This window comes from Aliivibrio sp. EL58 (genome assembly GCF_900312675.1).
GTDB lineage: Bacteria > Pseudomonadota > Gammaproteobacteria > Enterobacterales > Vibrionaceae > Aliivibrio.
Window position 1 is genome coordinate 522,128 of sequence record NZ_OMPC01000001.1, and the last position, 22,037, is coordinate 544,164.

Consider the following 22,037-nt stretch of genomic DNA (forward strand, 5'->3'; position numbering starts at 1 on the left):
GCTTATTTTATTTTTCAGACATAACATGATCTAACATTGCCATGCTTTGTTCAAAGTAAGGGTTATAAGTTAAACGTGCAAAAATCTTACCTTCTTCTTTAATTCCATAAGCAGAAAACCATACATCAGCGCCTTCTTCACAAGCAAATTCTTGTTCTTCTGTCTGCCCATTACTGCAAATTCTTACGGTTCCTTTTTCTCCGTATTCTGGGTTATTTGGAGAGAAAAGTAATCCCATATGAGAGCCATCAACTATTTTTAAATCTGGTCTATTCATACTGAATGTCGTGGTATTGGTTGCAGGGAATGCATTTTCTCCCTGCCACACTAGGTGATTTTTAATATTAGTGAATTGGGTTTCAAAAACAGAGGTTGCAAATGTCGTATCGATAACATGGTCGCCCTCACTGGCTATCATAAAGACAGGTTTTGTGTATTTTTTACCTTTAAGGTCTTGTTGGACAATTTTCGCCGTATCATAATAAACCGCAGCACCGTGCATCGGGAGTGAGTTATAACGAATAGGGTTAGTTTCAGGCTCTTGATCTGCCCACGTTACAAAATAGCTTGCGATTTTTGCAAATTTAACGGTCGGTGATCCCGGTTTAAACGCCGGAGAGAATAAAAGTAACCCTGCGATATCACTGTCTTGTAACGCTTCAGAAGTTACTAGATTAGCACCAGTAGAATAGCCTCCAAGCCAGACTTCCCCTGTTTGCTCTTTTAATAATTGAGTATGGTGATGAACGACATTTTGCCAATCTTCAAGGCTAGGCAGCATGAGATCTCCCACTTTACTGCCATGACCAGGAAGTAATATTGAGCGAACTAAATAACCTTGTTCAGCTAGGTGCTGGGCAACATCGATAAAAGAAAAAGGGGAGTCACCCAAACCATGAACTAAAAGCACACCTTTTCCGTTTGGCTTATGTGGCTTTATTTCAAAAGGTAAATTAACAGCAAGTTCTTTTTCTAGATCGTTACTTTTAAATACTCGATGTTCAGTTAACCACTGTTTGGTTTCATCCATGTACTGTTGAAAGCTGCTTTGTGAGTAGTTAGGCAGAGAATCGGATGGTACATAATTAGCATTTGTGGTGGATTGGCTACATGCGCCTAATATTGTTAGAGATCCAATGACTGCAAAGCGCGAAAATAATGATGAAATCACGTAAATGGCCTGTTGAACGATAATAAGTGAGGTTAGTATAATTTAGTGAGAATGAACAGAGTGTGAATACTTATAGGCACTCCAATGACCACTCCATGTTCAGGCGTATATCGCCTGCTGGTAAGGATAATTCAGGTTTATTTATGCGTGCTCGAATATAAACGTCTTTAGTATTATTTAAGCGAGGTGCTGATATCTCAACCCCTTGTCGCCAGTAATCGATATTACCCTCATAATAATTTGGGGTCTCTAACCTAAAATAAACGTGATTATTTGGAATCTCACCAGACAAATCCCCTAAATCAAAATGGCTTAAACGAAGGAGTAATCGCGCATGTTTTTTGTTGGATATGAGTTTAAGCATTATGGCTTGTTCATCATAATCACTACCAAAATTGAGCCCACCAGAGTCTTCAACAACAATCAGCCCACAGCGCTCTTTTATCTGTTTCTTAAAGCTGAGGGTTGAGTGAGTATTATTGGCGCTTGCAAACGGTGAGATGAGTAGCATCAATAAGAATAGGGTTAGATGATTCATGATTAGTTCACTATAACTTGCACAATAAAATCAGTAATGGCTTTTTCAGTAACTGCAACACGGCTGATTGTTTGATTATTTTCTGGTGATACCTGATAGCTTGAATTTAAAACGATATCTTTATCGTCATACAGGTAATTGATAACAAGATCACAAGCCAGAAGTCCACTGCCTTCATTTTTTCCTAAGACGGTATCTGTGTAATTTAAGCGACTGGTAGTATCAACCAGCTTTATTTTCGACCAATTTATGTACTCAGAATTCGATAAAGCATCAAAGATCCGGCGTTCATGGTTATTTGATGCATCAACACACTGTTTATTGAAGTCCAGAACTTCATTTTTATCTAAACCAGAACTGAGTGAATAAGAGCTTATAAAGGGAAAACTAAGAATTAATAGATATTTTTTCATGGTTTCTTCTTATAAAAATAAGCCCTTACAAAGGGCCTACAAAGTTAATGACACTCAATCGTCCAAGTTGTTTTTATTTCATAGTTATCATTAGCATCAAGATCTCCTTCATCAATATTTACTCGTGCTAATAGGTCTATATTATTGTTTTCTTTGATGTCTTCACGCTCAATGGTGATATCTTCCAGCCATTCGTCTGCATTTTGGTCTACATTGATCGTTCCTGCGGCTTTGAAATGCACATTTTGTAATTCGATTTGGTTGCCGAATGAATCAAGATCAATAGAAGACGCTTTAAACTTAACGTGTCTACTGCTGTTACTTATTATTTTAACTGTTGCATTTGATTGATTATAAGTGTCCCCAAAGGCTAGATCAGCAGTTGGTTGTGTCGCTTCAATACCACACTGTTCTTCTACTTTTGCCGAAAAAGTCACATCACCTGTTGTGCTAGAAGGGTGATCGGGTGGACTTGCATAAACAGTGAGTGCCGTTAGTAAAGAAGCCGTAGCAATCACTAGTGTCTGTTTTTTATTTTGCATATTTACTCCGAGAAGGTTGTGTTAGTTTGTTTCATTTTAAGTAATCGATATTTTTCAGCTTCGATTTGTAAAAGCTTAAGTTCATGCTCTGCTTGAGCTAATTCTTCTTCTCGAGTGCGATCGCGAAGCTCGAGTTCATAAAGCCTCGTACAATCCACGCGGTCTTCTCCACCAAACTGAAAGGTTACAGCAGCATAAATACCGGCTTCATCTTGATTTTGGTGATAATAATTATTGTAATAATTGTCACTGTCTTCATTACCTGATGAGCCATAAGTGCCTACTTGAAATGTTTTTCCTGTAGCTATGGCTTGTTCACAAGATGATCCCCCAGAGGTTCTTATCCTGTCTGTACCTGATGGGTTTGAAAGGCTAGGAATAGGGTTAGCAAATACAGGGATCGCTAAAGAGAGCCCTAAAAGGCCACTTAATAAGTAGCGCATAATTAATGCCTTTTAAATGATAGATTGGTACACACTTCATAGCTGTTTGGTGAGTCTGATACCATGCGAGTACACACTTTTTTCTTTGTGGTTTGGCTCGGGGGTGTTTTTACTGTTATATCAAGCTCAACCTCTTGGTTAGGCTTTAACGTAATCTTTGTAGGAAATGATTTATTATCAATTCTTAAATAGTAATCAGCGGATTGGTTATAACGATTAACTAAGACAAACTGAACTTGGGTTTTATCTGAATAAGTTTCGAATGTTTTGTTTTTCCATTTATGAACATTGGCGTGAACGAAAGTTGTGCTGAATAAAAACAGGCAAGCAATAAATGATATAGCTTTCATGGCAATCTCCTAAATAAATTTAATAAGGAGGTATGTTATAAATTTAAGAAAATGATACTTACCATTTTACGCCAGAAGAAATTTTAGTGCTTTTATTTGATTTTGAGCGTAAAAAATAGCCAGATTTTAGGTCTGACTATTTTTAAGTGAAGAGCTTTCTAGAAGAGGGAAGTGTTATCCGACGATACCAATAAAATAAGGAATAATAAGCGCGTTAGCGAGATCGATAAAAAAGGCACAAACCAAAGGCACGATAATAAAGGCTTGGTGTGAATTACCATATTTCTGCGCTACTGCTGACATGTTTGCCATCGCTGTTGGGGTAGACCCTAGTGATATGCCTCCAAACCCTGCACAAACTACCGCTGCATCGTATGTTTTTCCCATAAGAGGAAAGACAACAAAAATAGCAATACATATAGCAATAAAGAACTGAGCAGCCAAAATAATAAAGATAGGGCCTGCTAAGTCGACTAACGCCCATAATTGCATACTCATTAAAGACATCGATAAAAATGCCCCTAATGCCATATCAGCAATCAGAGCAACCGCAGGTTTACGAGCTGGCCAACGAGTACCTGTTAAGCGGGGGTAAGAGGCTGGTATTAAATTAGAAATTAAAATACCGGCAAACAAGCAACTCACGAACAAAGGAAGATCTAACCCAAGCCCAGAAACCACTTCATTTAATATTGCCCCTAATATAATACAGATGTGAATCGCGAGCATCGCATCTAAGAAATCATAAGAAGTAATGTGAGTTTGCTTAGAGTCTTGCTGAGTTCCAACATCAACCTTTTCGCCTTCAGTCGCTTTTAAATTGTGTTTATTAATTAAATATTTTGCTATTGGCCCGCCCATTAAACTGGCAAGAATTAACCCAAAGGTGGCACTTGCAATGCCTATTTCCATAGCGGTATTTAAATCGAATTGCTCACCAATCTTTGGTGCCCATGCGATGGCTGTTCCATGCCCGCCAATTAAAGAAACAGATCCACTTAACAAACCAAAAACGGCTGGTTGATCAAGCAGCAAAGCGAACCCTATGCCGGTGAGGTTTTGAATGAACATGTATCCGATGGTGATGGTTAATAAAATAATGAGAGGCTTACCGCCTTTAAAGAGATCTTTTAGGCTGGCGTTAATACCAATAGTCGTGAAGAAGTAAACCAGTAGGAGATCTCGAGTAGCTAAATCAAAAGAGACATCAACTTGTGTTACGTAGTGAAGAATGGCGAAAAGAACAGAAACGAGAATACCGCCAGAAACGGGTTCTGGAATACTAAATTCTTTTAACCAATAGCTCATCTGTGTTAGACGACGACCTAAGAAAAGAACAATTATCCCGAGAGTAATAGCCAAAAATGATTCGATGTGTAGTACACCATCAACGAAGTTCATAAATAATCCTTTAATATGAAAATATCGTAAAAAGGTATCATAACTGGGTTTGATGACGGCTTTTCTTCTCTAAGGTAATTCCGTGAACTGTTTCTAATTTTATCCTGTTCTTTTACTGGCTATAAGCACTCAAGAGATCAATATATTAACGTTGATTAAAGAGTAAATAGTCGTAGATATGATTTGTTTCTGATTGAGTAGGGACGTGTTCATTTATCTGGATTAATTGTTGTTTAATCGTATAGATTCGAAAACCAACAACCAAAATAAGAACAAATGCGACGACATAAATAATTCCATTAGTTGATATGTTCATGCTGCACCACCTTATTGAAAAACAATGATAATGACCGCTGAAATAACTATAGGTTAATTATTATTCATTTACTAATGCATCATGATGGGATAAATCCAACATCTTACTTTTATCATTTTTTAATTTAAATTTTGTTGAGCATATTGACGTAAAAATGTCGTTAACTCTTGTATTTCCTCATTTGATTCAATAGTTAAAGGGTAAAAGAAGGAAATCCCAATTTGCAGATCATTGGATAACTCTTTTATTTTAAGCTCAATCAATTCGTTACTTTCAATATAAGGTTGAGCCAACCCTTTACTCATTAATGCCCAGCCATCGTGTCTTACAAGTTTAAGTAATACATCATTGTTACTTATTAAACGTAAATCGGTCGATACAGCGAAGAGTTCAGGCATGGTGTTGTAATGATTTTCACTGATGTATTGCTTTTCTAATTGTAAATCAAGTAGGGATAGCTCTGATAATTTAGTAAGAGAATGTTTAGGGTGGCAATAGGCTGAAAAACTGTGTGTACCTAAATTCAAAAAACCAACTGGGAATTGTGTTTCATTTGATGGTTTATTTTGCATGATAGCTAATTGATGCTTACCTTCAACCAGAGATGAAAGGGCCTGATCTCTATTACGGTGAAGCCAATGAATTTTAATATGAGGGAATGTATTAGTTATAAATTCTTCAACTAATAGAATTAAAGAATTCGGCACAATAATATCGTGAAATATATCTAACTGAGTGATCGGCTGTTGGTAATTATTCATCATGCGTAAATTGAGTTTTTCACTGTTTTTAACCAACAGTTTTGCTTGCTTATAGATAGCAAGTCCTGCCGGTGAAGCAATGGCTTTTTTTCCTTGAATATTAAACAATTCAATTGCATAGCTGTCTTCTAATGCTTTGATTTGTTCTCTAATCGTTGTGCGATCTTTTCCTAGTTTTCGAGCTGCTTGGCTATAGCTGCCCTCTTCAACGGTAGCGCAAAATGAGGTTAGGTGTTCATAAGAAAACATAGTCACTCCAATGTTGGGTATCTCCCATCATAATGCATTATTTAGAACGCCGATTCATAAGTAATATGGCTTTATTACAGAGCGCGACGCTGAAGTATGCAGTGGCTCACAAGTTGAAATTGAAATTTATTATGAAAGGCCAAAATTATGAATCGATTCTTTAAAGTTTCTTCTATTGCCATTGCGCTCTCTGCTCTGATCGGCTGCACACAAACGAAAACACCGACTTATGACGCTTCTGTTGTTAGCCAAAATCCGATAATTCTCTATTCTTCAAATGAATTACTTACCATGTCAGACAAGACGCCAATAGGTGCAAATTCTGTGGTGGTACAAGAAGGGAAAATTGTTGATTTAGGGAAAAAAGAAACATTGATTGCAAAGTATCAATCGCATCCAAGCTTTACGATTGATGATCAATTTGAAGATAAGGTAATCACTCCTGGTTTTGTTGAACCACACATTCATTTATGGCTCAGTGCTATTTTATTGGGTTCTGAATTTATTACGCCTGCAGATTGGAATTTTCCATGGGGAAATGTAGAAGGAATACAAGGCCATGATGCTTATTTCGCTCGCTTAACAGAAATCGAATCTGAAATGAAAGATAAAGAAACCCCTTTATTGACATGGGGTTATCATAATTACTTTCATGGCAGTGAAATGAGTAAAGAGAAATTGAATGCGATCTCTAATACTCGCCCAATTATTGTTTGGCACCGCAGTTTCCACGAGTTGTATTTTAATGATGCAGCAATGGAAATGTTTGGCTGGAGTGAAGCCTCATGGACGGGAGAAGGGCAAGGTTACGCGCAATTGGATTGGGATAAAGGGCATGCCTATGAAAATGGTGCCAAAGTAATCTTGAATGACGTTTTAGAGTTTATGGTGGAAAGTGGTTTATTTGCCACAGGTATGGAGCGTACTCGTGATTATGTTCAGGCGGGGGGGATCACAACAGCTATTGATCCCGGTGTGGTAGTGACTCCTGAAATGTATGATCAAATGATTGATATTCTGATGGAAGATACACTTGCTTTGGATTATTGGTTGATCCCTGCGGGTAACTTTACTTATGCCATGGGAGGATATGACGCAGAAAAAGGCAAAGTAATTGCAGAGACTCAAACTCAAACTTACAGTGAGAATGAACAAATCCGTTGGTTACCAAAATACGTTAAGTTATTTACAGATGGTGCGATGTATAGCCAATTGATGCATTTAAAAGAGGGTTATATTGATGGACATGAAGGTGAGTGGTTACAAACCCCACAAGAGCTTGAAGACAGCATGCGCCCCTATTGGAAAGATGATTATACGGTTGTCATACACGCGAATGGTGATGTTGGATTTGAAACCGCTGTTGATATTGTTGAAACATTAAATTCGGAGGTGCCGCGTAGCGATCATAGAACGGGGTTTCATCATTTAGGTATTACAGATAAAGATGATATACCAAGGGCGGTCGAAGCGGGAGCTAACTTCAGTGTTAATCCATATTACACGCATATCTTAGCTGAATTATATGGTGAACAAGGGGTAGGTAAAGAGCGAGCGGAAGTGATGTCAAGAGGACGCTCATTTATTGATGCGGGTGGCATGTTATCTTTGCATTCAGATGCACCTATGGCACCAGCTCAACCGTTAAGTTTAGTCTGGGCTGCTGTGAATCGTATTGGTTTATCTGGTGAAACGGTTCAAGGCCCGCAAGAGCGCATTACGGTTGATGAAGCGATGAAAGCAATCACTATTAACGCTGCTTATACTGCCAGACTAGAAGAGACGGTAGGATCGATTGAAATAGGAAAATTTGCTGATTTTGCTGTATTGGATGAGAGCCCTTACAGCGTAAAACCGGAAACAATTGATGATATTAATATTACCGCCACAGTATATCGAGGCGTGCCAAAAATGATTGATAGTGGCAAAATTGGAATGCAACTAACGGCGAAAAGCCAAGCAGTAATGAATTATTTGAACCAGCACGAAGGGCATTCGCATGATCATGATATTTGTGAAACCAGTTTGTTGTTTCAACAAATCATGATCGGAAAATAAAATCACGCAGATCATTTATAAAAAAGAGCCACTCTAATTAAAGTGGCTCTTTTGTTTATATTCTATAACAATGAGGAAACTTAACGAGTCAAATATGCCGCGACAAAGCGCGTAATGTCTACCATATCTGATACTTTAATGAACTCTTCCGTAGTATGAACTCGCCATACCTGTAGAAAGGTTAACCGTTGTTAAGCCCCTTTCATTAAATACGTTTGCATCAGAGCCGCCACCAGTAGAGTTTTAGCTAGGATAATATTTGTTAAGGCCACCATGCCATGGGTATTTTGGGGAACGAGACCTTTCATTTCGATTACAGTAATTGGGGATATATTTTATGTAAAATAAAGATAAAGGTTGCGTCGTTATACTGCTATTTTTAATTATATAAGGTTAATTGTACAGAGTCATTATCATCAAATATGGGAATTATGATTTTATTAATGTCGGTTTAGTAAGTAATATTATTAATACATATCGTTATTTATATATTTAATGTTGATTATTTAAAATAACAAAATACTTCAATTGTTAATATTAAACTCAAAGCAAACGATTACATTTTTCCACATATAAAATACTCACAATACATATGAATTTTCTATTATTAATAGGTCTAAGTAATTATTTTTTTATATATTAATGTTTGTATATATAAGTATACTCTTAGGTACATATTTATAATTATGAAAAAATACATTTCATTATTAACAAAGTGTAACTGGTTAGGTGAAAATTGTAACAATGCGAAAGTCTGCACATTTCGTTATGTTTTTTGCACGTAAATCATTTGCATCTGATTTATGATACAGGTCACTCCTTTGTGAAAAAGAGCGCTGATTAATGTTAATTTAGTTATGAAGCATTTAAAAATAAGTGAATAGCAGTATGAAGTCATTTTATAGCTATCATTCATTAGCACTAGCAATTAATAATAGCTAATTTAGTGGATATTCGCATATTACCTACATTATTTTGTATTGTGTGAGTTTTAGTATGAAAGAAAAAACACATGAGTCCTCTTTTGAGGTTTTGACTTATAGAAAAAATAGAATAATATTAGAGCCAATTGAGGATAAGTATTTCTTTATTATAGATAAAAATGAAAATAGGTTTTCGTTATCTTTTAAAGACCAAAAATATGGAGCATTTGTATCATATCAATCAAGTGATGGAGATGACGTAAATGCTTTTTTTTTACCTGTTATTAATTTACCAATATATATTGAGACTAATGGAAAACAAGGAATTATTATACTATTTCCATTGTCAAAAGAAGTATCTGATTGGAGTGAGAGTAAGAAAATAAATGTTGTTTATGAAAGTATAATTAATAAATTGAGAAATAATTTTTCTGAAGATGATTATAAAAGGTCTGTTGAAGTTAATGCGATAATCTGCTTGGTACTAATATCATTAATTGAATCAGAAAAAGAAAAGGTAATAGATAAAATTATTGAATTTATTAAGTTGAACATTTCAAACAACAAACTATCTCTTGATTATTTAGCTCAAAATCTATATATGTCAAAAAGAAAATTACAATATATCTTTTCAAAGAATAAAACGACGTATAAAAAAACGTTAAATGAGGTAAAAGTTGATTTATTGATATCTAGCATTAATGATAATCCTGATGTTAGTATTAAATATATATTGTCTAAGTGTGGTTTCAATTCCCACTCATCAGCTAGTAATGCATTTAAAATAGCAAAAGGGGAAACTCTTTATCAATATAAGAAAAAAATAATGAAAGCATAAATAAAAAAGCCTAGTTTCTAGGCTTTTTTATGTGTTCTAAAATACTAAATTTTAAAGTAGGATAACTCTTCTCTCTGAGATATAGCCAAAGATGAGAGATCCTTTGATGCTTGCTGTGCTTGATTTATTGCTGCTACATTTTCATTTACTAAATCAAATGTGTTCGTAACATTGATTGCTATTTCTTCTGTTACGTTAAATTGCTCTTGAGAAGCAGTAGCAACTAATGTATTTACATCTGAAATGGATTTTGCTGAATTAACAATTTTATCAAAAGAAAATTTTACTTCTTCAGATAATGATACCGATTCTTGAATCAATAATACGTTTTCAATCATATTTCGATTTGCTATTTCTGATTGAGCTTGTAGTTTCACAATAATTTCTTGGATGTTTATTGTTGATTTTTGCGTTTTTTCAGCAAGGCTACGGACTTCATCAGCAACAACAGCAAAACCCCTTCCTTGCTCACCTGCGCGAGCAGCTTCAATCGCTGCATTTAATGCGAGAAGGTTAGTTTGTTCTGAAATTGTACTAATCACATTTGTCACTTCGCCTATATCAATTGCATCAATTCTTAATTCCGCAATCATATCTGCGGTTTGTTGAACCGAATCATTGATGTTTTTAGTTAGGTGTATTGATTTATCTAGAGTTGAATTACCTATTTCAATATCATTAATTGCTTTTTGAGTTTCATTTTCTGCATCAAAAGCATTTGCTGTGACTTCTTTTGAAGTACTAGATAATTCACTTATTGCTGCGGATATTCCTTCAATTTGAGCTAATTCGTTTTGAGAGTTTTTCGTGGTGTCGGTCATTACATAGCTTAGTTCTTCTGATGCCGAAGACACATTATCAGCGACAGCAAGACTATTTTTTACTATGGCAGATAGCTTTTCATTTAATATCAGCATTGATGCGTATATACCTGTATCTTTTTTCGATTTTATTAATTCCTGAGATAGATCTCCATTTGCGATGTTAGATAATATTAAAGAGATTGAACTTGGTTCACCTCCTACGTTCATCATCACATTTTTAACTAGGTATATTATGAGTATAATTGTGAAAATTATAGATGATAATAACAAAAATAAGCTCTTTAAACTTATATCAGCGATGACATTGAAGGTAAAAGTTGTTATTTTATTATTTAAGTAAGATAGATCTTTCATCACTTTACTTTCTGTTTGCTGAGCATTTTCTAAATGAGATTTTTTCATTGCGTCTGATGTTGAATTGAAAATATTTAGAATACTACTTTCGTATGCTGCGATGTCTTTTGATATAATATCTAGGCGGTTTTTATTTTCATTTGAGATCATGTAGGATTTTACTTCACTAATAGTGTCTTTATTTTTAGCCATGCTTAGTTTGAAGTCTTCTATTTTATTATGACTTTTGCTTATTTGAAACGTTAGATTTTCGATAATTGAATCTCTAATCTCAATTTCTACGTCAGAGATACCATTTAATACTCTTGTTTGATTTTTTATAAATTCAAAATTTGAGTTTATAAATACTATCATTATAATGTTTATTAAAATAACTAACAGGGTTGTTATAAAGCTTAATTTTTTTAATGTCATAACAGGGTACTCATGATTTTTTGTTGATGTGATTTAAATTGAAATTATGAGGAATTTATATGTAAAATTGCGCATTTAAAAGGCGTAAATGCGCAAAGTATTTATGGAAAGTGCATTATTTTTATCGATAATTTATGCTACTTTTTCGTATGGGTTCAATAATAAAGTGACGATGTCCAATGTTATATTGGGATTCAATAATAGAGCGTAGAGATAGAAATCCTCTTTTATCTATGGCTTTTTCAAAGCATGTTATTATTTTTCTTTCAAGACTATTATTGTAAGTTTTCAAAATTTAACCTTTAAATTTTAGCTGTTATTCTGTAACTAAATGTATATTTTGATTGGTCAGTATTTTTAATAAATTTAACTTATTTAATAAATGTGCAAAAAAATATTTTAATGTGCAGGTTTTGTGTTTTTATGCTCCTTTGTAACTAGTAAAAATTTTTTTATATAGTATAAAATACCTACGTTTTATAATGAATGTTAACCTATAGAAGCCAATGATGAATAAAAATGAAATCTTTGCGTTCATGAATTCCTATCCTCAACCATCAGTATTAACTACGACTAGTGGAATTATGGTTTATGCGAATTCTTCATATAAGTCTCAATTTTATTGTGGAGTAAGTAATGAAGAATATAGCGTAATTGATAATATTATAGGAATGACAAATGATCCGTTAATAAAAGCAAATGCATTATACTGTAAACATCTAGAATCAGTATTTTTAGTAAATAGGCAAACATGCATAAAAAGAGAACTCTTTTTTTATAAAAAATACATCACATTAAGAACTATAATATTCTTAAATGAGGTTGAGTATATTTTACTTTTAATTGTTGAAGAGATAAAAGAATAAATAAAAACTTATTAAAATAAGGGTTTGTATACAAACCCTTATTACTTAGTTTATTATTACACCACATGAAATACGATCATATCCCCCTCCAAGAGGTGCAGGGTGATCTGAATGATTATCCGAGCCTTTATGCACCATTATGGACTTTCCTTTTAACTCTTTAATCTTTATACGAGGAGCAAGGACGGGGTTTGTCGCATCGCCATTATTATCTACATATAATGGTGGTAGGTCCCCCTTATGATTATCTGTCGTCCATGGAAAACCGTGTTTTTTTGCCTTTTCTGGGTCATAATGACCACCAGCTTTTCCTCCTAATATATATATTCCATTCATAAGAGCTGTACCACAATCTCCTTTTTCGTGAATATGAAAACCATGTAACCCTGGTTCTAAATTTATTAGATTTGGTGTAAATACTACACCGTATAAACTACTTTTTATTGTTATATCTCCTATTAACTCACCAGTTTTTAGATCTTTCATTTTTACGCTAATATCATTAGTTGATCCAATCGAATAAAATGGTAATAAAGTTATAAAATAGAAAAATAATATCTTATTCATTTTTTTCTTTCACTTGTATTGATTCATAAATAAAAATCGCATTGTTGTATTCTACTAGTAGTTCTTTTATCCGTTTATTTTTTTTACTATCATTCTCTTTTGCTATCTCACTAATAAGTGTCATCTTTATTTTCATTATCCTTTCTTTTGCTTGATTTTTTAGTTTAATCTGGTCCTTTATTTCTTTTATTTTCATAATAAGCCTCTAATCGAAATTTATGATTTATTGTAAGCTAGCTAACTTTATAAAAATAAGAGGGTGGAAAGATATTACTTTTTATTGTTTTAATAAACCTTTCATAAAATTGCATGAAATTTTATATATTTAAAAAAAATTTATTGTTTATTTTATTGTTTTATTGTATGTGGTTTGGTTAGTGTTTTTGTGCGTAATTACATGATGTTTTTGCATGTTTTATTGTTTTTATTTGCCTTTTACTTATTTAATATCGGTGGGAATTTATTAGAAACATAGGTGATTATCTAATGTGTACTTCTCTTTCCATTAAAGTAGTGTCGGCTTTATCTGTTTTTTTAGTTTTTTCTGCTAAAGCAGAAATTGTTTATCCAAGTTATTTTATCGGTGGAAATCTGAGTTATCAGTTTGCTGATGATGATAATTATAGTTATTCAGATCCTAGTGCACCGTCTTTTGGCGTTAGCTCTGGAGTTCAGTTTAATGATGCTTGGCGTTGGGATATTGGTTACCAATATTCAGGAGGCCTTAAAGCTCGTGAAAATAATATAGAAATTAATCCTATGTGGTTTGAAACTGCACTTCGCTATGATTGGGTATTACAGCAAAACTATAAAGCCTACGCGAGAATAGGTGTGGCTTATTGGGATGTTGATAAGCATATTCAAGGAGCTGAAACACGTTCAACACAAGGTGTTTCTCCACTAGGTGAGGTTGGTATTAGTTATGCGGTGACGCCTAATATTGATATTGAAGGTGGCTTTAAATATATAAATGAAATTGGTGATAAATATACTGGTAGATATGATAATAATTCCTTTGTTATTAATTTAAATTATAAATTTTTTAATGAAAAGAAAGTGATTGCTGAGAAAAAAATCATAGTTAAAAAGGAGCCTAAAATTTTACCTCCAGTACCTGTTGTTATTCCGGTTAAAAAGACAATTACTACAAATGAAGAATCGTATGTAACGTATTTTTCATTTGCTAGCAGTAAGGTTGATACGGGAAGTCTTGAACTGAAAAAAGTGTTGGATATTCTTAATAAATATCCACAAAGTAATCTGATTTTAACCGGTAATACAGACTCCATTGGTTCTTATGCTGCTAATCAAAGATTATCGCAAAAACGTGCAAATAGTGTGGCGCGTTTTTTCACTGATAGAGGTATTTCAATATCTAGAATAACGGTTCGTGCAGATGGTGAAACAAATCCTGTTGCGAGCAATATGACAGCAGTAGGAAGAAGTCAGAACCTTCGTGTTGATATGAATATTCCTAGTTTCTCTTATGAAGTAGTGGCCTCAAAATGATTAAATCTATAACCATAATGGGTGTTAAGTTACTTACTCTATTTCTAACAACCATAAGCCTATTTGGATGTAATGCTGAAGATGCGTTTAGTGTTCCTCCAACAAATGATGGTGTCGATAAAGTATTAGTTAGTATTCAAATAGCACCTGCTGAAAAATTAAGTTTTGGTAGAAGTGACTTGCAGGTTGCAAAAGGAAATAAATTACCGTTAATCGCAACTGGAGCTTATAGCGACGGCTCAAATGAAAATATTACTGATAAGGTTGATTGGGTAAGTTCAGAACAGTTAATCGTTAGTGTCTCTAATGTTGGTATTACTAGAGGGGTAGCAGAAGGTCAAAGTGAAATTGTTGCTACTCTTGGGAATATCGTAAGTAATGAGCTTGTTATTTTAGTCAATCCAGCAGAAGCCGTTTCTATTCAGATTACGCCAGCAATGAAGAATATTCCTTTAGGTAGTTTTCAGCAATATGAAGCTGTGGCGACTTACACTGATGGAACAACAATGATTATTAATAATCATGATCGTATTGAGTGGTTCGTTTCAAGCCCAACAAAAGTGACTATGACACCAACAGGTAAAGCAACTGCCGTTGGTACAGGAAACATGGCAATTTTTGCCATGTTAGGAGAAATAAAAAGTAACGTAGCGGATTTGATAGTAACTAATGCAGCAATAACTTCTATTCAGATTGAGCCTGCAGTTAAAGTGATAGCTAAGGGAAATAAACAACAATACACAGCAGTAGGTACGTTAAGTGATAATACAACTCAAGATATTACTAATGATGTTAGTTGGGTTGTTACTGGTGATGGTGTTTCTATCTCTGAGCGTGGTTTGGCTTCTGGCGACGAAATTGGAGACGTTAATATTCAAGCCTCTATTGGCGGGATTAAAAGTAATAATGCCTCTTTAGAAATTACGGATGCAGTTGTCACAGTTCTTAATATTACTCCTTTAAATGTCAGTATTGCTAAGGGTAATTCTCAAAAATATGAAGCTTTGGCTACTTATTCTGATGGAAAAAAAACAGATGTGACAGCTCGGGCTACTTGGAATAGCTCTGATACTCGTACTGCAACAATAACTAATGGAGTTGCTAATGGAATAGCGATTGGAAGTTCTACTATTAACGCTATTTTTGGTGGTATTAATAGTGAAAATGCAGCTTTATCTGTCACTGCTGCTGAAGTTGTTAGTCTTCAGGTTTCCCCTGCTGTTTATAGTCTTGCAAAAGGTACATCTCATCAATATACAGCAACAGCGACTTATACTGATGGTAGTTTTGCTGTTGTTAATGACAATGTTAGTTGGCTAAGCTCGGATTCAGCAATTGCGACAGTGAGTGTTGGTGGGTTAGGCTCTGGTGTTAAAGTTGGCCAAGTTACGGTGACTGCATCTTTGGATTCTGTAGTAAGTAACGATTCAGAATTAACGGTGACTTCTGCTGAACTGCAATCAATTCAAATTACGCCCGCAAGAAAAAGCATAGCAAAAGGTAATACTCAGCAATATGAGGCATTAGGTACATATACTGATGGTAAGGTGCAAGATATCAGCACGCTAGTAAGTTGGTCTAGTTCTGATAAAAATGTAGCTACTATTTCTATTCACGGCCTAGCTTCTGGGGTTGCTATAGGTAGTAATATAGATATTAAAGCTACTTTGGGGAAAATCATAAGTAATACCGCAGTGTTAAATGTTGCGGCGGCGGATGTTATATCAATTCAAATAACACCACCGAGTGCAAGTGTCGCAAAAGGTAATACACAACAATATATCGCGACTGCTACTTATACGGATAATACAACTGTTGATATTAGTAGTTCAGTCAGCTGGTTTAGTTCTGATACTTTGCTTGCCTCGATTACATCAGTTGGTTTAGCGACTGGTGTTAGCGAGGGCGAAGTTAATGTTCATGCTACATTTAATTCTGTTACTAGTAATAATGTAACTTTAACTGTGACTGCTGCAGAGCTAGAGTCTATACAAATTACGCCTCCTGAAGTCAGTATTGCAAAGGGTAATGCACAACAGTATACCGCTGTGGGTTACTATAGTGATGATCAGAATGTAGATATTACAGATTCTGTTACTTGGAGTAGTTCCAACCCGGCTTTAGTTACTATTTCTTCTGGAGTATCTGGCGGTTTAGCGAGTGGCGATCATGAAGGCCAAGTTAAAATTTTAGCTGAATTAAATTCGAATGTTAGTAATCAAGCTACCTTATCAGTAACTGTGGCTGAACTTGTTTCTATCCAGATAACTCCAGCAACAGTAAGTATTGCAGAAGGTAATACTCAACGGTATTTAGCTACTGCAACCTATACGGATGGCCATACCGCCGATGTCACTAACTTGGTTAGTTGGTCTAGTTCTGATACGGGTTTAGCAACTATTAATACTCAAGGTTTAGCAACAGGTGTTAGTCTTGGAGAGGTTCAGATTTTTGCAAGACAAGATGAAGTTTCAAGTAATGAAGCGACATTAACAGTTATAAGTGCAAGTGTTGTTTCTATTCAGGTCACACCTCCTACGAAGAGTATTGCTAAAGGTGATACCCAACAATATGTTGCGGTGGCCACTTATAATAACAACACAACAAAAGATGTTAGTGATAGTGTCAGTTGGTCTAGTTCTAATACTGGAGTTGCAACAATTAGTTCTGAAGGCTTAGGGACCGGTGTTACTGAGGGAGTGGTAACGATACAAGCAACATTGAACGGTGTAAGTAGCAATTCAGCAACATTAACAATAACTTCAGCTGTTGTGCGTTCTTTGCAGATAACGCCAGCAATGCAAAGTATCCCTAAGGGTAATCAACAGCAATATACGGCAGTTGCTACATATTCTGATAACTCGACATTGGATGTTACAGGACGAATTAATTGGAATTCATCAGATAGAAGTATTGCAACGATTACAAATGTTGGTTTAGCGCAGGGTGTTATTGAAGGTAATGTTACAATAACTGGTTCTTTAAATGGGATTAATAGTAACGAGGCTACATTGACAGTAACCGCTGCGATCCTTGAGAGAATCGAATTAACTCCTTTAAATGTTAGTCTTGCGAAGGGTAATAACCAACAATATGTTGCGACGGGTTATTATAGTGACGATAGTCATCGTGATATTAGCTCAGAAGTTTCATGGCAAAGTACAGTAACAGCGGTTGCGACCATTAGTAGTAGTGGTCTTGCTGTGGGGGTTGATATAGGGAATTCAACAATAAAGGCCTCAAAAGATAGTATTGTTAGTAATGATTCAGTAATCAATGTTACAGCTGCAATTCTTAGAAGTATTGAATTGTCACCGTCAAACGCGGACATTACTGTAAGTAATAATCAACAATATATTGCGACAGGGGTTTATAGTGACGGTAGCTCCCGTGCTATCTCTAATGATGTATCATGGATGAGTGATGATACGAGGGTAGCAACAGTTAGTCAAACAGGGTTAGCTATTGGTGTGGGGGTAGGGAGTACAACGATAAGTGCTGCAAAAGATGGTATCGTTAGTAATGATTCTGAGCTAAATGTTATAGGGGTAGTTCTTGAAAGTATTCAGATTACTCCTTCGACAATTACCATTAGTGATGGCGATGAGCTGCAGTATGTAGCAACAGGATCTTATAGTGATAATACGAGTCGTGATATTACTAATGAAGTTTCATGGACTAGTGGGAATGCAAATGTTGCGACGATTAGTACAGAAGGACTTGCTGTGGGTGTGCGTAATGGCAGTACGATAATTACAGCGACAAAAGATGGTATCAGTGGCCGTGCTAATGTGACAGTTGCTCGTCCTTTTGTAAGCGTTTCGCCTAGAAATCAGTTTGTTACGACTGGTAGTCAATTGCAGCTTAAGGCTGAAGCTCAGTATGGAGATGGCCGAGTTGTAGATATAACTAATCAAGCAACTTGGGAAAGCAGTGATCCGCAAGACATCACTGTTGATCAGACTGGAATGGTAACTGCAGTTAGTTCGAACGAAGGAAATGCCGCAAGAATATCGGCTACTTTTCATCATAACTCGGTAATCTGGGGAGAAACGCTTGTGTTTGTTCGTGCTAAATAGATTTCATATAGTAAAAACATTCTAAATTAAATTTGTTTTATAAAAACCGAGTATATTTAATATGTACTCGGTTTTTTTATTTTTATTTCTGATAATAAAAATGCTTTTAATTAATCAATATTATTTTCTTTGCACTTATTGTGGTTATTTTGCACTTTTACATAGATCTTTTTTATGGCCTATTGTTAATACTTATTGCTCTTTATTGAAAAAGTAGGCTAGGTATATATGAATAAAATAAAGCGTGATTACATTTTTAATTCGGAAATAAACTATTATTTTCTTCGAAGTTTAGTTTTATCTGTTATTTTGCTCTTTTTATATGGATGTAATTCTGAGGGGGCTTTTGATGACAATATTATTGAAAGTGAAAAAGTATTAGTTAATATTCAAATATTGCCAGTTAAAAATTTAACTTTAGGGGTAAGTGATTTACAAATAGTGAAAGGTAGTTATCAAGCGTTTGTTGCTATTGGTTTTTATAGCGATGATTCGAGTGAAAATATTAGTGATAAGGTTTCTTGGAGTAGTACATTTCCAGAAATTGCAATGATAACAGAAATTGGAATTGCGAAGGGGGTTGCTGTAGGTCTCGCATCAATTAAAGCCACAAAAAATGGAATTATAAGTAATGAATTGAGTTTAACGGTAACGGCAGCTGCTCTAGAAAGCATTCAGATAACGCCAGCGGTAGTCAGTCTTGCTAAGGGTGATCGACAGCAGTACATGGCGGTGGGTTTTTACAGTGACGATACTAGTCGAAATATCTCCAATGAGGTGTCGTGGCGCAGTAGCGAAACAAGGGTTGCGACCATCAGCGAGCAAGGGATGGCTGTTGGCATAAATGTTGGTGAAACTATTATCAGCGCGATAATTAATGGAGTGGTGRGTAATGAGGCTAGTTTAACTGTGACCGCGGCAGTAGTTGAACGCATTCAGATCAGCCCAGTAGTCGTGAGCCTTGCTAAGGGGGATCGACAGCAGTACACGGCGGTGGGTTTTTACAGTGATGATACTAGTCGAAATATCTCCAATGAGGTGTCGTGGCGCAGTAGCGAAACAAGGGTTGCGACCATTAGCGAGCAAGGGATGGCTGTTGGCATAAATGTTGGTGAAACTATCATTAGTGCAGTAAAAGATGGAGTCATGAGTAACCGAGTCAATCTTATTGTTAATGAAGCAGTTTTGGAATCAATTACAATTTCTCCTGTGAGTGCATCAGTAATCAAAGGCAGTACATTACAGTATGCTGCCACAGGGATTTACAGTGATGGTAACTCAATTAATATTAGCCGTAGTGTTGATTGGCACATGTCATCAACAGAATTAGCAACAATCAGTCTAACTGGTGAAGTGACTGGTGTTGATGTTGGCTCTGTTATTGTGATGGCTACTAAGGGAGGAATCACAAGTAATAACGCTCATTTGGATGTAACACCAATCCCTCTTCCTGTTAATTACGTTGTTAATGTGAGGCCTAAACATACAGTCATATTTGTTGGGAGTACCCAGCAATTTGAGGCAGAACTCATTTATGATGATGGCTCTAAAGAGATCTTGTCAAATGATAGAGTGATATGGAATAGCTCGGCATTTAATATTGCAACGATAACGAATAATGGTCGAGCCAAAGGCATTGTGGATGGTGGAACTCGAATAAAAGCGATATTAATTGATAATATTAATGTTTGGGGGGAAACAACACTAAGTGTTATTAATATTCAAACATTATTTTCGTATACTATGAATATATCTGGAGGTAATGTTCTAAATGTTGGTGATAAATCAGGCTTAACAGTTAATGGTTTGTACAGTTTATTAAATGGTGGATTTGTTGACTTAAGCTACTCTTCTATATGGACCAGTTCTAACCCAAACGTTATTAGAATGGATGGGCCAATAATGTATGCAGTAGGTTCTGGTTCTGCAACTATTACAGCAAGTTATGAAGGTAGAGTTAGTTCAGGTGAGTTTATAGTAAGGTAATTATTATGTATAAAGCCGTTTTTATAAGCGGCTTTTTTATATATTGAATCTTATCCTTGGATTTATTTTTGTGGTGATAATCGATTAAGGAACTATCTATCAGTGTAAAAACAGGCTATTAAAAATGGGGTAATTTAAAGGTGATTTTATCAGTGTTTAAAGCAGTTTCTACTAATTTTAATTCATGCGAATAGAGCCCAACAACTTGTCGGTTTAACGGGAATATATGATATAAAAATATAGTTTCTTAATTATTGCGTAACTTTTCAAATGCTTCATTAGGAGAATCAAAAATGAACCCTTGAACATAATCAATATTAATTTCTCTGATTATTTTTAATTGTTCCAAATTTTCAATGCCTTCCGCTAGTACTTTTCCTCCATTATTATGAATGTCTTCTGTTACTAGTTTTAGTTTTTTGATTATATCGTAATTATGGCTAATTTTGTCTATTAGAGTCATTCCAATTTTTGTTAACTCAGGATTAACTATTTTTATTGTTTCGAAGTTAAAGTATCCGCATCCAACATCATCAAGCCAAAACTCAAACCCTTCCATTCTGTATTTATTCATAGCAGAGATTATTTCCTCCCAACAAGGAATGAAAATATGCTCTGTTAGTTCTAATTTTACTTTAAATTTATTATCAATAGAGTCTAATAGAAATTTTACATTATTATCTAATAGCATATATGGTGAAATATTTATGGATATAAATTGGTCATCATTTATATATTCAATTATATTTAATATTCGCTCTAAGCATATTAACTCTAGTTCATAAGTTGCATCTTGTGATAAAGCAGCTGAAAATAATTTTTTTGCCTCAAATAATGATGAGTTTATTGGTCCTCTAGATAACGCTTCATACCCTACAAGATTTTGTTTTTTTGTATCATATATACCTTGTAAATATGGAGTTATTAATCTATTATCTATAATCTTTTTTAATTCACCAGTGGCTTTAGATTTAGAGCGTGAGAACTTAGATTTTTTTATATTCAAATCCTGCATTGTTAGGTTTTCGTCAAAATTATATTTGTATTCATAACTAATTAATTCTATATTTGTTAACCTGAAAATTGATAGACTAAATTTATCTTGAAAAAATTTAGACACAGAATTATGAATATTTAATTCGACGTCTTCAATGTTATTAGTCTTATTAGTTAAAAATAATTCTCCAGCATCATATACCTGTTTTTGTAAAAAACCTCCAGTAATCGATGGTATACAGATAGCTAAATCTTTCCATACTTTTCGACAGTAGGAATCACCCAGAAGGTCTATAATTAAAGGCCAGTTAGTTAGCTTTATTTTTGTTGTTATTTTCATGTTTTCCTTATTAAATCCAAATGATTAGTAAGATATTTCAATCTTAGTTATCGTTTAGTAATATTTTTATTATGAGTTACATTTAATGAAAATACATCG

19 protein-coding genes and 1 pseudogene are annotated in these 22,037 nt (G+C 34.7%); 6 read left to right on the top strand and 14 right to left on the bottom strand.

Annotation, left to right across the window (positions count from 1 at the left end):
* Window positions 1-7: 7 nt before the first annotated feature.
* From ED622_RS02175 to ED622_RS02210, 9 genes are all read right to left on the bottom strand, one after another.
* Window positions 8-1,171: an alpha/beta fold hydrolase gene (locus ED622_RS02175; RefSeq protein ID WP_122032323.1), complete on the bottom strand. Its 1,164-nt coding sequence runs from the start codon at window positions 1,169-1,171 to the stop codon at window positions 8-10.
* Between the two features lie 70 nt (window positions 1,172-1,241).
* Complete coding sequence (locus ED622_RS02180; RefSeq protein ID WP_122032324.1) at window positions 1,242-1,709, bottom strand: hypothetical protein; 468 nt, start codon at window positions 1,707-1,709, stop codon at window positions 1,242-1,244.
* A 2-nt stretch (window positions 1,710-1,711) separates the two neighbouring features.
* Window positions 1,712-2,122 carry a hypothetical protein gene (locus ED622_RS02185; protein ID WP_122032325.1) on the bottom strand — a complete coding sequence of 137 codons (411 nt, stop codon included), beginning with the start codon at window positions 2,120-2,122 and terminating at the stop codon, window positions 1,712-1,714.
* A gap of 44 nt (window positions 2,123-2,166) precedes the next feature.
* Window positions 2,167-2,664, bottom strand: coding sequence for a hypothetical protein (locus tag ED622_RS02190; protein ID WP_122032326.1), 498 nt, complete (start codon window positions 2,662-2,664; stop codon window positions 2,167-2,169).
* A gap of 2 nt (window positions 2,665-2,666) precedes the next feature.
* Entirely contained in the window at window positions 2,667-3,107 is a 441-nt protein-coding gene (locus ED622_RS02195; RefSeq protein ID WP_122032327.1) for a hypothetical protein, read from the bottom strand.
* Window positions 3,108-3,109: 2 nt separating this feature from the next.
* Window positions 3,110-3,457, bottom strand: coding sequence for a hypothetical protein (locus tag ED622_RS02200; RefSeq protein WP_122032328.1), 348 nt, complete (start codon window positions 3,455-3,457; stop codon window positions 3,110-3,112).
* A gap of 174 nt (window positions 3,458-3,631) precedes the next feature.
* Window positions 3,632-4,858, bottom strand: coding sequence for a sodium/glutamate symporter (gene gltS / locus ED622_RS02205; protein ID WP_122032329.1), 1,227 nt, complete (start codon window positions 4,856-4,858; stop codon window positions 3,632-3,634).
* 145 nt (window positions 4,859-5,003) lie between these two features.
* Window positions 5,004-5,174 (bottom strand): hypothetical protein, encoded by a 171-nt coding sequence (locus tag ED622_RS19920; protein WP_162922423.1) that lies wholly within the window; start codon window positions 5,172-5,174, stop codon window positions 5,004-5,006.
* A gap of 119 nt (window positions 5,175-5,293) precedes the next feature.
* Window positions 5,294-6,184, bottom strand: a complete 891-nt coding sequence (locus ED622_RS02210) for a LysR family transcriptional regulator (RefSeq protein ID WP_122032330.1) — start codon at window positions 6,182-6,184, stop codon at window positions 5,294-5,296.
* Between the two features lie 147 nt (window positions 6,185-6,331).
* Here ED622_RS02210 and ED622_RS02215 point away from each other — a divergent pair, with 147 nt between their 5' ends.
* Complete coding sequence (locus ED622_RS02215) at window positions 6,332-8,242, top strand: amidohydrolase (protein ID WP_122032331.1); 1,911 nt, start codon at window positions 6,332-6,334, stop codon at window positions 8,240-8,242.
* Between the two features lie 80 nt (window positions 8,243-8,322).
* On the opposite strand, the pseudogene ED622_RS02220 reads toward ED622_RS02215, so the two are convergent.
* A pseudogene (locus ED622_RS02220) lies at window positions 8,323-8,479 on the bottom strand (peptidase M20); the annotation flags it as partial.
* Window positions 8,480-9,238: 759 nt separating this feature from the next.
* Between ED622_RS02220 and ED622_RS02225 the strand changes: the two are divergent.
* Window positions 9,239-10,003, top strand: coding sequence for an AraC family transcriptional regulator (locus ED622_RS02225; protein ID WP_122032332.1), 765 nt, complete (start codon window positions 9,239-9,241; stop codon window positions 10,001-10,003).
* Window positions 10,004-10,047: 44 nt separating this feature from the next.
* Here the strand turns inward: ED622_RS02225 and ED622_RS02230 are convergent, their stop codons facing one another.
* Window positions 10,048-11,595, bottom strand: coding sequence for a methyl-accepting chemotaxis protein (locus tag ED622_RS02230; protein WP_122032333.1), 1,548 nt, complete (start codon window positions 11,593-11,595; stop codon window positions 10,048-10,050).
* 506 nt (window positions 11,596-12,101) lie between these two features.
* Between ED622_RS02230 and ED622_RS02235 the strand changes: the two genes are divergently transcribed.
* On the top strand, window positions 12,102-12,461 hold the full coding sequence (locus ED622_RS02235) for a hypothetical protein (RefSeq protein WP_162922424.1): 360 nt from the start codon (window positions 12,102-12,104) through the stop codon (window positions 12,459-12,461).
* Between the two features lie 45 nt (window positions 12,462-12,506).
* Here ED622_RS02235 and ED622_RS02240 read toward each other — a convergent pair whose 3' ends face one another.
* Window positions 12,507-13,028: a superoxide dismutase family protein gene (locus tag ED622_RS02240; RefSeq protein WP_122032335.1), complete on the bottom strand. Its 522-nt coding sequence runs from the start codon at window positions 13,026-13,028 to the stop codon at window positions 12,507-12,509.
* The gene (locus tag ED622_RS02245) at window positions 13,021-13,224 is read right to left on the bottom strand and encodes a hypothetical protein (RefSeq protein WP_122032336.1); all 204 of its coding nucleotides are present in this window, start codon (window positions 13,222-13,224) and stop codon (window positions 13,021-13,023) included. The genes ED622_RS02240 and ED622_RS02245 overlap by 8 nt, the downstream gene beginning before the upstream one ends.
* Before the next feature lie 290 nt (window positions 13,225-13,514).
* Between ED622_RS02245 and ED622_RS02250 the strand changes: the two genes are divergently transcribed.
* From ED622_RS02250 to ED622_RS02260, 3 genes are all read left to right on the top strand, one after another.
* On the top strand, window positions 13,515-14,537 hold the full coding sequence (locus tag ED622_RS02250; RefSeq protein WP_122032337.1) for an OmpA family protein: 1,023 nt from the start codon (window positions 13,515-13,517) through the stop codon (window positions 14,535-14,537).
* Window positions 14,534-18,616, top strand: coding sequence for an Ig-like domain-containing protein (locus tag ED622_RS02255; protein WP_122032338.1), 4,083 nt, complete (start codon window positions 14,534-14,536; stop codon window positions 18,614-18,616). The genes ED622_RS02250 and ED622_RS02255 overlap by 4 nt, the downstream gene beginning before the upstream one ends.
* 228 nt (window positions 18,617-18,844) lie before the next feature.
* Window positions 18,845-20,602 carry an Ig-like domain-containing protein gene (locus ED622_RS02260; protein WP_122032339.1) on the top strand — a complete coding sequence of 586 codons (1,758 nt, stop codon included), beginning with the start codon at window positions 18,845-18,847 and terminating at the stop codon, window positions 20,600-20,602.
* Window positions 20,603-20,849: 247 nt separating this feature from the next.
* On the opposite strand, the gene ED622_RS02265 is transcribed toward ED622_RS02260, so the two are convergent.
* The gene (locus tag ED622_RS02265; protein ID WP_122032340.1) at window positions 20,850-21,938 is read right to left on the bottom strand and encodes an EAL domain-containing protein; all 1,089 of its coding nucleotides are present in this window, start codon (window positions 21,936-21,938) and stop codon (window positions 20,850-20,852) included.
* Between the last annotated feature and the right edge of the window lie 99 nt (window positions 21,939-22,037).